General features: G+C 66.5%; 13 protein-coding genes. 9 read left to right on the top strand and 4 right to left on the bottom strand.

The genetic code is table 11. From position 1 onward, the window contains the following. Positions 1–235: 235 nt before the first annotated feature. Positions 236–1,783, bottom strand: coding sequence for an aldehyde dehydrogenase family protein (locus AC5Y3P_RS04445; protein WP_500044674.1), 1,548 nt, complete (start codon positions 1,781–1,783; stop codon positions 236–238). A 180-nt stretch (positions 1,784–1,963) separates the two neighbouring features. On the opposite strand from AC5Y3P_RS04445, the gene fdxE reads away from it, so the two are divergent. The 8 genes from fdxE (at position 1,964) to AC5Y3P_RS04405 (ending at position 10,058) form a co-directional block, all read left to right on the top strand. Then, positions 1,964–2,158: a ferredoxin FdxE gene (gene fdxE / locus AC5Y3P_RS04440; protein ID WP_500044673.1), complete on the top strand. Its 195-nt coding sequence runs from the start codon at positions 1,964–1,966 to the stop codon at positions 2,156–2,158. Positions 2,159–2,356: 198 nt separating this feature from the next. Continuing rightward, the gene (locus AC5Y3P_RS04435) at positions 2,357–3,223 is read left to right on the top strand and encodes an SDR family NAD(P)-dependent oxidoreductase (RefSeq protein ID WP_500044672.1); all 867 of its coding nucleotides are present in this window, start codon (positions 2,357–2,359) and stop codon (positions 3,221–3,223) included. 27 nt (positions 3,224–3,250) lie between these two features. Next, on the top strand, positions 3,251–4,480 hold the full coding sequence (locus AC5Y3P_RS04430; RefSeq protein WP_500044671.1) for a cytochrome P450: 1,230 nt from the start codon (positions 3,251–3,253) through the stop codon (positions 4,478–4,480). 5 nt (positions 4,481–4,485) lie between these two features. Then, positions 4,486–5,667: an aromatic ring-hydroxylating oxygenase subunit alpha gene (locus AC5Y3P_RS04425; protein WP_500044670.1), complete on the top strand. Its 1,182-nt coding sequence runs from the start codon at positions 4,486–4,488 to the stop codon at positions 5,665–5,667. A 7-nt stretch (positions 5,668–5,674) separates the two neighbouring features. Next, positions 5,675–6,601: a hypothetical protein gene (locus AC5Y3P_RS04420; protein WP_500044669.1), complete on the top strand. Its 927-nt coding sequence runs from the start codon at positions 5,675–5,677 to the stop codon at positions 6,599–6,601. After that, positions 6,598–7,350 carry a Zn-ribbon domain-containing OB-fold protein gene (locus AC5Y3P_RS04415; RefSeq protein ID WP_500044668.1) on the top strand — a complete coding sequence of 251 codons (753 nt, stop codon included), beginning with the start codon at positions 6,598–6,600 and terminating at the stop codon, positions 7,348–7,350. The genes AC5Y3P_RS04420 and AC5Y3P_RS04415 overlap by 4 nt, the downstream gene beginning before the upstream one ends. After that, positions 7,347–8,513 (top strand): thiolase C-terminal domain-containing protein, encoded by a 1,167-nt coding sequence (locus AC5Y3P_RS04410; protein WP_500044667.1) that lies wholly within the window; start codon positions 7,347–7,349, stop codon positions 8,511–8,513. Before AC5Y3P_RS04415 ends, AC5Y3P_RS04410 begins: the two co-directional genes overlap by 4 nt. A gap of 18 nt (positions 8,514–8,531) precedes the next feature. After that, positions 8,532–10,058, top strand: coding sequence for a class I adenylate-forming enzyme family protein (locus tag AC5Y3P_RS04405; protein WP_500044666.1), 1,527 nt, complete (start codon positions 8,532–8,534; stop codon positions 10,056–10,058). Between the two features lie 37 nt (positions 10,059–10,095). Here AC5Y3P_RS04405 and AC5Y3P_RS04400 read toward each other — a convergent pair whose 3' ends face one another. After that, on the bottom strand, positions 10,096–10,809 hold the full coding sequence (locus AC5Y3P_RS04400) for a LysR family transcriptional regulator substrate-binding protein (protein ID WP_500044665.1): 714 nt from the start codon (positions 10,807–10,809) through the stop codon (positions 10,096–10,098). A gap of 28 nt (positions 10,810–10,837) precedes the next feature. Between AC5Y3P_RS04400 and AC5Y3P_RS04395 the strand changes: the two genes are divergently transcribed. Further along, positions 10,838–11,224 carry a DUF5997 family protein gene (locus AC5Y3P_RS04395; protein WP_500044664.1) on the top strand — a complete coding sequence of 129 codons (387 nt, stop codon included), beginning with the start codon at positions 10,838–10,840 and terminating at the stop codon, positions 11,222–11,224. A 95-nt stretch (positions 11,225–11,319) separates the two neighbouring features. On the opposite strand, the gene AC5Y3P_RS04390 is transcribed toward AC5Y3P_RS04395, so the two are convergent. Both AC5Y3P_RS04390 and nrdE read right to left on the bottom strand, forming a co-directional pair. Then, complete coding sequence (locus tag AC5Y3P_RS04390; RefSeq protein WP_500044663.1) at positions 11,320–11,556, bottom strand: hypothetical protein; 237 nt, start codon at positions 11,554–11,556, stop codon at positions 11,320–11,322. Positions 11,557–11,597: 41 nt separating this feature from the next. Next, positions 11,598–13,715 (bottom strand): class 1b ribonucleoside-diphosphate reductase subunit alpha, encoded by a 2,118-nt coding sequence (gene nrdE, locus AC5Y3P_RS04385; protein ID WP_500044662.1) that lies wholly within the window; start codon positions 13,713–13,715, stop codon positions 11,598–11,600. Positions 13,716–13,721 lie beyond the last annotated feature (6 nt).

Genomic DNA, 13,721 nt, shown 5'->3' with positions numbered 1-13,721 from the left:
GACCATTTCGATCCTCACAACCAACCCTTCGCTCCGACCCGCGGTAACCCAGAGGCATTGACGGCAGCGACTATTGGGCATCGCACGCCACCTGTCGAGTATACGAACGTTTCAACTGCAGGGATCGTTAGGTTTGTGTGTGTTGCGTCATGGCTGAAATGGAAGCTGCCCGGCCATGTTCGGCCACCGCCCCCGTCAGGTTCATCCAGCTGGCGCATTCTGTTATCTATCCCAGTCAGGTTTTCCGGCCGGAACGACCGAGCCGACGACGCCAGTCGTGTGCTCCCAGCAGCCGCGACACCCGGCCGATCAAACGTGACTTCAGCGGCACGATCGGATACCACAGCGGTTCAGCTTTCAACGAGATACGTTCGGACACCACCGCTTGTTGCCGGCAGTACTTCAGCACGCCCTGCGCCCCACCGAATCGGCTGCCCAGCCCCGAGTTCTTCCACCCGCCCATCGGCACCGGCATCTGGAAGGTGGCCACCAGGGCGTTGTTGATCGAGACCGAGCCGGCCTCGATCCGCCGGGAAAGCCGCTGCGCTCTGGCCTTGTCACCGGTCCACAGGCTCGAACTGAGGCCGTACTCGCAGTCGTTGGCCAAGGCGATCGCCTCGTCCTCGTCGGCGACCGACATGACCGCCACGGTCGGACCGAAGGTCTCCTCCCGCATGCACCGCATCGAGTGGTCGACGTCGACCAGGACGGTGGGCGCAAAGAAGTTGCCGGCCGGACCGCGGGTACCACCGACGAGCACCCGAGCGCCCTTGGCGATGGCGTCCTCGACGTGGGCCGCCACGATGTCCACCTGCGCCGCGGTGACCATGGCACCGATATCGCAGGCGAAGCTGCCGACGGGGTCCATCCCCTGGCGCAGGGCCGCCACCTTGGCGGTGAGCTTGGCGACGAACTCTTCGTACACCGGCGCCTCGACGTACACCCGTTCCACACCGATGCAGGCCTGGCCGGAATTGGTCATCGCCCCCCATACCGCCGCGGTCGCCGCACGTTCGATGTCTGCGTCGGCCAGCACGATGAAGGCGTCCTTGCCACCGAGTTCCAGACTGCACGGGATGAGCCGCTCGGCGCAGCGCACCGCGATCGCCCGGCCGGTGCGGACCGACCCGGTGAACATCACCATGTCGGCCTCGTCGACCACCGCGGCACCGGTCTCACCCGCGCCGATCACCGCCGCCAACACCGGTGGCGCACCGATCTCCTCACGCCACCCCCGCACCGCTTCCGACCAGGTCAGCGGCGTGACCTCGGATGGCTTGCTGACCACCGCGGCGCCGGCCACCAGCGCGCCCACCACATCCATCACAGGTCCACCCAGCGGCCCGTTCCACGGCGTGATGACGCCGACCAGTGGGTGCGGCCGGACCTGGACCCGGAGCCGCCGAATGACATTGGCCGCGCCGGCCGGACGCACCCGGCGGTCGGCGAGAAACGCCTCGGCGTTCTTGGTGAAGTAGTTGATCACGTCGATGGCAACCGCCATCTCCATCGAGGCGTCCGCCCACGACTTGCCCGTCTCGGACTGGATCATGGTGACCAGTGCCCGCTCATTGTCCAGCAGCCAGTCCAGCCAACGCAGCAGATGCGCGCTGCGCCCCCGCGGGCCGAGCGCCTCCCAGGCCGGTTGGGCGGCGCGCAGTTCCTCGCAGACCTGGGCCACCGCATCGGCCCCCAGGTGATCCACCGCGCCGACCACTCGGCCGTCGGCGGGGCACCGCACCTCGATCTGCTCCCGGCGCAGTGTGTCGGCGTCGAGGGTCATTGCCTCTCCTCATCTGTCGCACCCGATTTACCTATCACCATAAGATTTGATGCACGGTCGCCGCAATGCCCAACCGCCCTCGAAATCGACCGATTCACTGGACTGCCGGACAGTCGCGTCCTATAGTCGAGGTTGCCTAAAGGTCATAGGTTACGAGGCTTCACGAGAAAGGCCCGACCGATGAAAGTGCGCCTCGAACGCGCCCGGTGCGCCGGCCACGCGCAGTGCTACGCCGTCGACCCGGACCTGTTCCCCATCGACGACGACGGCTACTCGATCCTCGAGCCGCACATCGTGGACGAGGGTCAGGAACAGCTCGTCCGGGACGGCGTGGCCGCCTGCCCGGAACTCGCATTGATCATCGAGGACGACTGAACCGAACGCAGCCGGTAGCCCGGAGCGCATCGAAAATACCTACCCACCAACGAATCAGCTGGATCCCCAGATGTTGAACGCAGACCCCGCATTGACGGGCTATACCTATGGGCGTAAGGTTTACGGCCAGGGTGGCGCACGTCACACAGCTGCCCGCGCCGCCGGCCGCCCACAGCCCAGTGCTACCGAAGGAGAAGGATGAAGCTCGAGGACAAAGTCGCGTTGATCACCGGTGCGGGGTCCGGCCTGGGCCGGCACTGCGCACAACTGTTCTGCGCGGAGGGCGCCAAGGTCGCGATCGTCGACATCGACACCGACCGCGCCGAACAGACCTTGAAGCTGGTCCAGGAGCAGGGCGGCGAGGCCATCGCGTTGACCGCCGACGTGGCCCGGCGCGAGCAGATCTCCTCAGCGGTCGACACGTGCGTCGAGACGTTCGGAAAACTCGACATCGCCTGGGCCAACGCGGGAATCGTCTCGCGCGGCGGCGTGCCGACAGTGGCCGGCGGCGAGTTCGTAGCGTTCGAGGACCTGACCGAGGACGACTGGCAGCACGTGCTGGGCGTGAACCTCAGCGGCGTGGTCTACACCGCCCAGGCCGCGGTGCCGCACCTGAAGGCCAACGGCGGCGGAACCATCCTGGCCACCTCCTCGGCGGCCTCCATGGTCGCTTACCACAACATCGCGATGTACTCGGCGACCAAGGCCGGGGTCAACGGACTGGTCCGCGGCCTGAGCCTGGACCTGGGCCGGTTCGGCATCCGGGTCAACGCCATCGCCCCCACGCACGGCATGTCACCGAACTTCCTGATGCCACCCGGGTCTCCGGTAGTCGGTCAGTCCTACGAAGAGGTCGCCGGACCGTGGAACCCGACGGTGTCCCCGATCCCGCTGAAATTGCAACGCCCGCCGTCACTTTCGGACAACGCCAAGGTCGCGTTGTTCTTGGTGTCCGACGATTCGGCCTACATCTCCGGCGCCACCATCGGGTCGGCCGACGGCGGCACGCTGGCCCGGGTCGGGATGTGGTTCGAAGAGGATCTCAACCCGGAAACAGCCCACTGACATCCCGACCCGAGAAACGGAGCCTTCATGACCACCCTGGAACGCGTCCCCACCGAACTCGTCGTCGATCTCGACGTCTACGACCCCACGCTGGCCGTCCCGGTGGACACCATGCAGGAGCGGATGGCCCAACTGCGCGACATCGGCCCGGTGGTCTATTCCACCGCCTACGGTGGGCATTGGATCGTCACCCGGTACCAGGAGATCCATCAGGTCCTCACCGACCCGGAAACCTTCTCGAGCTACCCGAACAATCTGGTGACCAGCGACATCGGCAAGTTCATCCCGCTCGAACTGGACCCGCCCGAGCACACCGCCTACCGGCAGGCCCTGCAGCCGCTGTTCAGCCCGCAGCGGATGAAGAACCTGACCGGACACATCCGCGAGGTGGTCAATGAGCTCATCGACGGGTTCGCCGCCAAGGGTGCGGTCGAGTTCGTCTCGGAGTTCGCCCACGAGCTGCCCGCCCGGATCTTCCTGGCGCTGATGGACTGGCCACTCGAGGACGCCGCACTGTTCAGCGAGGCCACCGACACCATCCTGTTCGGTAAACCCGGCGGCACCGAGGAAGCGTCCAACACCGCGCGCATGATGGCCGGCTTCCAGATGTTCGGTTACTTCCAGAAGGTGGTCGAGGACCGCCGCGCCCACCCCGGTGCCGACATCACGTCGACACTGGTGCACAGCGAGGTCAAGCTGCCCGATGGCTCCCGGCTGCTCACCGACGAAGAGCTCAACCGGATGTTCTTCCTGCTGCTGATCGGTGGCCTGCACACCGTGCAGGGTTCGCTGGCGTGGTCGGTGTTCCACCTGTCCGCCCATCCAGACAAGCGCGCGGAGATCATCGCCGATTCGGCCGCGATTCCCAAGGCGGTCGAGGAGATCCTGCGCTATGAGGCCGCCGTCATTCCGGGCCGGCGCGCCACCAGGGACGTCGAACTCGGTGGGGTGCAGATCGCCGAGGGCGATCAGCTGATCGTTCCGCTGTGCTCAGCCAACCGGGACGATTTGGAGTTCCCGGACGCCGAGACCTTCGACATCCACCGCAATCCCAACCGCCACTTGTCCTTCGGTGCCGGCGTGCACCGCTGCCTGGGTTCGCACCTCGGCCGCATCGAACTCAATGTGGCACTCGAGGAGCTACACCGCCGGATCCCGGACTACCAACTGGTGCAGGCGGATCCGCCGGTGTTCCACTCCAGCCAAGTGCGCGGCTGCGCGCGCCTGCCCATCGTGTTCACCCCGGAAGTGAGGTGAATGTGATGACCACCTCGCTGCCTCGGCAGGACCGCATCCGGCGCGCCATCGAATTGCTGCGCAACGACACCACCGACAAGTTCGACGAGGTCGTCGACTTCGAGGCGACCGACTTCACCGACCCGGTGCTGGCGCAGGAGGAACGCGACCACATCTTCGGCACCGTGCCGTCGATCATCGCGCACGGCTCCGAGATCGGCCGTCCCTATGACTTCATCACCGTCCAGATGCCGCGCAACAACCTCATCGCGGTGCGCCAGAAGGACGGCAGCGTCAAGACGTTCGTGAACCTGTGCCGGCATCGCGGCGCGATGCTGGAGAAGGAGGAGAAGGGCCGCTGCCGCTTCTTCTCCTGCCCCTACCACCGGTGGTCCTACGACCCCGACGGCAGGCTGCGGACGGTCACCCGGGACAACACCTTCGGCGACATCGACCGCGACGCCCACGGCCTGGTCGAGATTCCCTGCGAGGAACGCCACGGCTTCATCTGGGTCGTCGACAACGCCTCGGCCGACATCGACGTGGCGGCCTGGCTCGGGCCGGAGATGGACGCCATCCTGGCCGGCTACCAGCTGGACAAACTGGTCAGCTTCCGGGCGGCCGGCTTCGACGAGCCGACTAACTGGAAGATCATGCAGGACGCTTTCCTGGACGGCTACCACATCCAGTACGCACACCCGAACACCGCAGGCAAGGTCATCCACACCAACGTGATGGCCTTCGAGGACTTCGGTCGGCACTGCCGGTTCATCGCCCCGCGCAAGTCGATCGACCGGTGGCTCGAGGAGGACCCGGGCGACACTCCCCTGGACCCGTATGTCACCGAAACCCATTTCCTGCTGCCCAACAGCACGCTGCTGCGGCAACCGGATCACTTCCAGCTGTTGACCTTCCGGCCGCACCCGAGCGATCCGCGCAGATCCCGGATGGAACAGCGCTTGATGGTGCCCGCGCTGGCGGACTCCGGCATGGAAGAGGAGCACTGGAACCGGCGCTGGGAGAAGAACTGGGACATTCTGCTGGCCGTGCTGCACAACGAGGACTTCCCGCTGCTGCGTAACTCGCAGACCGGCATGGGCAGCGCGGATGCCGGTCCGATGTTGTTGGGTCGCAACGAGATCGCCAACCAGGTGTTTCGCCGGGAAACCCAGAAGCTGCTCGCCGAGGGGCGAGCGTCGGCAAAGTGACCGTACGGTGATCAAATACGAATGGCGCACCGAGCTGAGCCCGGCAGAGGGCGACGCGCTGGCCGACCTGCTCGACCGGGCCGCGGCCTACGACGCCGAGCCGGAGTACAGCACCATCGAGTACGCCGACGTCGCCGCGAGCATGGCCAGCGGTGATCGACGAACACACCACCTGCTGATCTGGATGTTGCCGCACGCCACCAGGTTGGCGGCCCCGGATGAACCCGAGCAGATCGCCGGGCTGCTGCGGTTGGTGGTCGACGACGGAGGCACCGGACGGGTGTTCCTGGTGGTGGACCCGAGATTTCGATCGATCGGCATCAGCACGCTGCTGCTCGAACAGGTCGGCCTGGACACCAGCGGTCCGGACGGCTGGTTGGGCACTGGGGCACGCACCATCGTCGCCTGGGCGCGGGGTAACCATCCGGCGAGCGGACGGTTGAGCAACCGCTTCCTGATCCCGCGCACCAAACGTGTCTGGAAGTTGATTCGTCCCACCGATTCCGCGCACCGGGCCGCCGACGCCGCGGTGCTCGAGCCGATCACCCCGGACGCCGCGGTGCTCGAGCCGATCACCCCGGACGCACTCGAACACCTGGACTGGGCGGCGGGATTCGCTGTATCCGACGCGAGCTACGCGTTGCGGGTGGACGGGTCCATCACCGGACTCGTCACGTTGAACCTGAATCCGCTGCGGTCCGACGAGTTCGGCGCCTGTGCCACTGCCACCGCGGTGGCCGGGCCGCCGTGGGCCGATCCGGCCGCGTTGCGGGGACTTCTCGACGGTGCTGCCGCACACGTGCACGACCACGGCCTGACCGGTCTGATCGTGTACGTCGATTCCAGGGACAGCAGGCTGGTCAACGCGTGCCGGCTGGTCGGTTTCCAACATGACCGCACTGACGTGCAATACGAACTGAATGAGGCACGTTGACTCTGAGCACATCCGTTCCCGCTGACCTGTTGAAGACCGTCGAGGCGCACGGTCGTTCGGTCGCCGCCGGCGACAACGCCACCGTGCTCGCCGATTTTCTGCCCGACCGGGTCGGTCAGCTGATCGCCGCACCGGAGCTGCCGCCGACGCTGACGGGCTTTGAGGTGCGTGCCGTCACCGAGGTCGCCGACGGCCGCTATGACGCGGTGATCCGCTACACCGCGCCGGACGGGTCCTGGATCGAACTGCGCTCGCGCTGGGTGGAATTCACCGACGGCTCCTGGCGGGTGTTCAGCGTCCGCAACATCCCGGACACACCGCCGTGGGTGGATCTGACCGGTCCCGCCGAGGACGGCCTGGACCAGCCGCATTGGGATGGACTGCGGGCCGGTGAGTTCCTGCTGCAACGCTGTCGGCAGTGCCGGAGCTGGACCTGGGCGCCGCTGCCGATCTGCCCGTCCTGTCACAGCTTCGACATCGTCTGGGAGCCAGTCGAATTGACTGGCCGGATCTACTCGTGGACCCGGACCTGGCAACAGTTCACTCCGGAGAGTCGCGGGCATCTGCCCTATGTCAACGTGTTGGTGGAACTGCCCTCGGCCGACAGCCGCCGGGTGATCGGCGTGCTCACCCCCGCCGACGGCATCACGCCCCGGATCGGCCAGCGGGTGCGCGGCTTCATCGAGCAACCGCCCGACGACCGATACTGGCCACTGGTCCGTTGGTGCCTCGATGAGGAGCAACGATGAACGGATTCCGCGGCGCGACCGCGGTGGTCGGCGTCGGCGCCACCGACTACTTCAAACGGGGTACCAGCCCGCTGTCGTCGGCGCAGTTGGTGCTGCAGGCCATCCTGTCGGCTTGCGCGGACGCCGGCGCAGACCCGCGCAGCATCGACGGATTCGTCTCCTACGGCGACGATTCCAGCGAGGCGCTGAAACTCGCGGCAGCGTTGGGCGTGCACGAGGTGCGCTGGTCCACCCAGGTCTTCGGGGGTGGCGGCGGCGGGCTGGCCGCCGCGGTCAACAGCGCGGCCGCCGCGGTGTACAGCGGTCAGGCCGACTTGGTGGTGGTCTATCGCGGCCTCAGCGAAGCCACCGACGGCCGGCGCGCATTCAACAAGGGCCACATGGGTCACCTCTACGGCGCACACGGGGTGATCGCGCCGCCGCAACTGTGTGCGCTGCGCACGCAGCGCCTGCTCGAGGTCGACAAAGTGCCACGCTCGGCGTTGGAGGCCATTTCGATGGCCGGCTACCACCACGCGCAGAACAATCCGCGCGCTGTCGCCTACGGTCGGCCGCTGGATCACCAGACCTACAGCGGCGCGCGGGTGATCGCCGAACCGCTGCAACTGTACGACTGCTCGCGGGAGAACGACGGTGCCGCCGCGGTGCTGGTGACGCGTGCCGACCGGGTCGCCGACTTCCTCGGCACCCCGGCCTACATCCTGTCCGGGGTGCAGGGTGCCGCGGCGGGCTGGACCGATTCGGTGGAGAACGAAACCGACTACACCAGCGCGGGCTTTCACCCCGCGATGGTGCAGCGGCTGTGGACAGCTGCGGGCATCACCGCCGACGACGTGGACGTCACGCAGCTCTACGAGAACTTCACCGGCCCGGCGGTGGCCGCGTTGATCGATCACGGCCTGTGTCCGCCCGGTCCGGCGGCGGGAGAGTTCTTGACGGTGGACAATCTCACCGTGGAGACCGGCCGTCTGCCCATCAACACCGCCGGCGGCAACATCGCCGAGGGGTTCGTGCACGGCATCGGTTTGGTGGTCGAGGCGGTGCGCCAGATTCGGGGTGGCTCACCCAACCCGGTTGCCGGCGCGGATGTCTCGCTGCTCATCGGCGGCCCGATGGCACCGCTCGTGAGTGCGACGGTGTTCGGCTCGCCGGCCACGGTCTGAAGTTTTCGGAGGAGGAAGATGGCCGCGACAGTCGCGTCTGCCGTTCGGTGGTGGGCCAGGACCGCGGGCGACCGGCCCGCCATCGTCATCGACGACGACGTCCTGACCTACCGCGAACTCGACGCCTGGACGGGTCGGTTGGCCCGCCAGCTGGCCGACAGCGGGGTCAAGCCCGGTGACCGGGTGGGTCTGCTGGCGCCGAACTGCCTGCATTGGCCGGTGGCCGCGCTGGCGGTGCTGCGCAGCGGCGCGGTACTGGTGCCGATGAACTCGCGGCTCAAACCTGCCGAGATCCGCACGGTGGCCGACGATGCCGGTATTTCTGCGGTGTTCGCCCCGGCCACCCACCGCGCGGGGGTCGACGAGGCCGCCGCCGCGGGCTCGCATTTCGCCGTACTGGACCTCGACGCGGTCAGCGCCATGCGCACCGGTGCGCCGGACGACTTCCGCGTCGACCGCGCCCCCGACGAGCCCATCGCGGTGATCTTCACCAGCGGTTCCACCGGGATGTGCAAGGGCGTCATCCTGACCAACCAGACGCTGATGTCGATCGTGCTGGAGCAGACGCTGACCGAGGACGGTTTCCGGCCCGGCACGGTCAGCCTGCTGGTGCTGCCGTTGGCATTCACCCCGGGTCTGGTCTTCGGGCTGCTGCAGACCAGCGTGTTGGGTGGCACGTTGGTGGTCGAACGCGAACTCAACCCGGCGCGGGCGGTCAGCCTGATCGAGCGGCACCGGGTCCGGGTGTTGTTCGGCGTTCCGCTGATCTTCGAGGCGCTGGCCGCAACCCCGGAATTCGCCACGGCCGATCTCAGTTCGTTGACCACAGCCATCGTCGGTGGTGCCGCGGTGCCAACCGACCTGCTGGGAACCTGGGCCGACAAAGGCGTGCTGCTGCGCCAGATCTACGGCATGACCGAGGCCGGCGGCGTTGCCACCGCGACGTTGAAGTCCGAGGCGTTGGACCACCCCGGGTCCTGCGGCATCGGTTCGATCTTCACCGAGATCGAGGTGGTGACCACCGACGGCACCCCGGCCGGTCCGGGCGAACCGGGTGAGATCGTGATTCGCGGCCCGCTGGTGACTCCCGGGTACTGGGGCGATCCGGTGGCCACCGCGGCGGCCCTGCGGGATGGTTGGTTGCACAGCGGCGACCTCGGGAGCCGGGACGAAGCCGGCCGCATCACCTTCGTCGACCGGATGAAGGACCTGATCATCTCCGGCGGGATCAACATCTCCCCGGTCGAACTGGAAGCCACCATCGCCGCGCTCGACGGTGTCGAGGAGGTCGCGGTGATCGCCGCTCCCGATGAGCGCTTCGGCGAGACGCCGGCGGCCATCATCGCGGTGTCACCCCTGACCCCCGAACTGAGCACCGCGGATGTGGTGGCGCACTGCGAACGGGTGCTCGCCGATTACAAGGTTCCGCGCTATGTGGTGCTGCGCCCGGACCCGTTGCCGCGACTGCCCAGCGGGAAGCTGGCCAAGACGGCCATCCGCGACGAGTACGCCGATGTCGCACAACGCTTCCCGCGGGCGCGCTGAGCGGTCGATCTACGCTCCGAGCGTGCACCGAACCGCGTCAGCGCCGGCCGCGCTTGGCCCGACCCGGTTTGCGCGCGACCTTGCCCGCAGCTTCCCGCGCGGCCTGCTTGGCCAGCGTCTTCTCCCGCGCGCTACGTTTCGGAGCGGCGCGCGCCGGGCCGCGCGATGACCCCGGTTTGCGTCCCCGCACGATCCCGATGAACTCCTCGATCAGTTCCGGCTGCGGGCCCTCGCCAAACGCGAGCGCCACCGCGCAGCGGGGCGCATTCACAATCGGGCGGTAGGTGAGGTCCTTGCGATGGTGCAGCCGGGCCAGAGATTGCGGCACGATCAGCACACCCAGGCCTGCCGCCACGAGTTCGATTGCGGCCTCGGTGGTTTCGGGCCGATGATCGACCGGAACACCGGGCGCGGCAGCCCACCCGACGACGTCGTCGGCCGGGATCAGCATCGGTTCGCCGTCCAGGTCCGCGGCGGTGATTTCGTCGAGGACACTCAGGACGTGATCGGTGGGTACCACCGCCACCGTGGTCTCGGCGTAGAGCTCGATGACGGCCAGCCCCGCGGTGTCGGTGGGCAGCCGCAGCAAGGCCAGGTCCACCGTGCCGGCCCGCACCTCGTCGGCAGCCTGTGCCGCGTCGACCAGATGCAACTTCAGCGGGACCTGAGGATGCCGCTGCGCCCAGATCCGAGCCCATTTCGCGGGAGTCCCGCCGGGGACGTACCCGAGGGTCAGGGACGGCGCGCTCACCGGCTCAGGCTACCGATAGGCTTGCCATATGAGCAGGACGAACGCGCAGTCCATGAAACCCGCCACGGCGGCCAAGAAGCTGGACGTGTACCTGCCCGCCACCCCCGACGAGTTCCAGCAGAACCCGATCACCCGAGACGAACTCGCCGCGCTGCAGGCCGATCCCCCGCAGTGGCTCAAAGACCTGCGCAAGAACGGCCCGCACCCAAAGAACCTGGTGGCCGCCAAACTGGGGATCTCCATCGCCGGTCTGGCCCGCGGCGGCGTCGGGGATGCGTTGACCAGCGAGCAGATCACCGCGCTGCTCGAGCAGCAGCCGGACTGGTTGGTCGCCGAACGCGCGAGCTACCAGAAGGTGCTGCATGAGCAGCGCCGCGTGAAGGCACTGCACGCAGAACGCGCCGACCGGAGCTGATTCGACGCCGGCCCATTCACCGGCCGCTGGGTCGGGATCGCCGGGGTTCCCGACGCGGTAACGCGCGCACCCGGACGGACCCGAGCGTTGCGCAGCTACCCGAGTGACTCGGCCTCCACCCCCGATCCGTAGTGAATCGAGATCCGGAGCCCGGTCACGTCCTCGACCAGCGCTGCGCCCAACGGCTTCATCTCGTAGTACCGGTGAACGTTGCCCTGTTCATCCGGCGCTGTGGTGCAGGGACCATTCGGACACATCACCTTGATCGGCACGGCGAGCACCGCGATCAGCAGCACAACGGCGATACCGGTGATGATCACGATTCGTTTCATGTGCGGCTCATCCCCTGGCCGTCGCGTTGCCTGTCGACCCCCTACAGCATGCAGGACACGCAGTTCTCCACTTCGGTACCTTCCAGCGCCATCTGCCGCAGCCGGATGTAGTACAGCGTCTTGATGCCCTTGCGCCAGGCGTAGATCTGCGCCCGGTTCACGTCGCGGGTGGTCGCGGTGTCCTTGAAGAACAGCGTCAGGCTCAGCCCCTGGTCCACGTGCTGGGTGGCCGCGGCGTAGGTGTCGATGATCTTCTCGTAGCCGATCTCATAGGCATCCTGGTAGTACTCCAGGTTGTCGTTGGTCAGATACGGCGCCGGGTAGTAGACCCGACCAATCTTGCCTTCCTTGCGGATCTCGATCTTGGAGGCCACCGGGTGGATCGACGACGTCGAGTGGTTGATGTAGGAGATCGACCCGGTCGGCGGCACGGCCTGCAGGTTCTGGTTGTAGATACCGTGCTGCTGCACCGACTCCTTGAGCCGCTTCCAGTCCTCCTGGGTGGGGATCCGGATGCCGGCGTCGGCGAAGAGTTGACGCACCTTGTCGGTGGCCGGCTGCCACGGCTGATCGGTGTACTTGTCGAAGAATTCGCCGCTGGCGTACTTCGAGTCCTCGAAGCCTGCGAAGCGCGTACCGCGCTCGATCGCGATCTTGTTCGACGCCCGCAGCGCGTGATAGAGCACCGTGTAGAAGTAGATGTTGGTGAAGTCCACACCCTCTTCGGAGCCGTAGAAGATGCGCTCCCGGGCCAGGTAGCCGTGCAGGTTCATCTGCCCCAGCCCGATCGCATGAGAGTCGTTGTTGCCCTTCTCGATCGAGGGCACCGAGCTGATGCTGGTCTGATCCGAGACCGCGGTCAGCCCGCGGATCGCCACCTCGATGGTCTGCGCGAAGTCCGGCGAGTCCATCGCCTTGGCGATGTTCAGCGAGCCCAGGTTGCACGAAATGTCCTTGCCCACCTTGGAATAGGACAGATCGTCGTTGTACTCCGACGGCGTGGAGACCTGCAGGATCTCCGAGCACAGGTTGGAGTGGGTGATCTTGCCGGCGATCGGGTTGGCCCGGTTCACGGTGTCCTCGTACATGATGTACGGGTAGCCGGACTCGAACTGCAACTCGGCCACGGTCTGGAAGAACTCGCGGGCCTTGATCTTGGTCTTGCGGATCCGCGCGTCGTCGACCATCTCGTAGTACTTCTCGGTGACCGAGATGTCGGCGAACGGCACGCCGTAGACCCGCTCGACGTCATACGGCGAGAACAGGTACATGTCCTCGTTCTTCTTGGCCAGCTCGAAGGTGATGTCCGGGATCACCACGCCCAGCGACAGCGTCTTGATCCGGATCTTCTCGTCGGCGTTCTCCCGCTTGGTGTCCAGGAACCGGTAGATGTCGGGATGGTGGGCATGCAGGTACACCGCACCGGCACCCTGCCGCGCACCGAGCTGGTTGGCGTAGGAGAACGAGTCCTCCAACAGCTTCATGATCGGGATGACGCCCGAGCTCTGGTTCTCGATGTTCTTGATCGGTGCGCCGTGCTCGCGGATGTTGGTCAGCAGCAACGCAACTCCACCACCGCGCTTGGACAGCTGCAGCGCGGAGTTGATCGAGCGGCCGATCGATTCCATGTTGTCTTCGATGCGCAGCAAGAAGCAGCTCACCGGCTCGCCGCGTTGCTTCTTGCCCGAGTTCAGGAAGGTCGGGGTGGCCGGCTGGAACCGGCCGTCGATGATCTCGTCGACCAACTTCTCGGCCAGGCCGGTGTCCCCGGCGGCCAGCGTCAACGCCACCATCACCACACGGTCCTCGAAGCGCTCCAGGTAGCGCTTACCGTCGAAGGTCTTCAGCGTGTAGCTGGTGTAGTACTTGAACGCGCCCAGGAACGTCGGGAACCGGAACTTCTTGGCGTAGGCCCGGTCCAGCAGGCTCTTGACGAAGTTGCGGCTGTACTGGTCGAGCACCTCACGCTCGTAGTACTGCTTGTCGATCAGGTAGTCGAGCTTCTCGTCCTGGCTGTGGAAGAACACGGTGTTCTGGTTGACGTGCTGCAGGAAGAACTCGCGCGCGGCGAGCACATCCTTGTCGAACTGAATCTTGCCGTCGTTGTCGTACAGATTCAGCATCGCGTTGAGCGCGTGGTAGTCCGTCTCCCCCGGCAACGCGTG

It is taken from the genome of Mycobacterium sp. NGS45, assembly GCF_059812645.1.
Note: the sequence above shows the minus strand (reverse complement) of the source record. Positions and strands in the feature narration are given on the sequence as shown.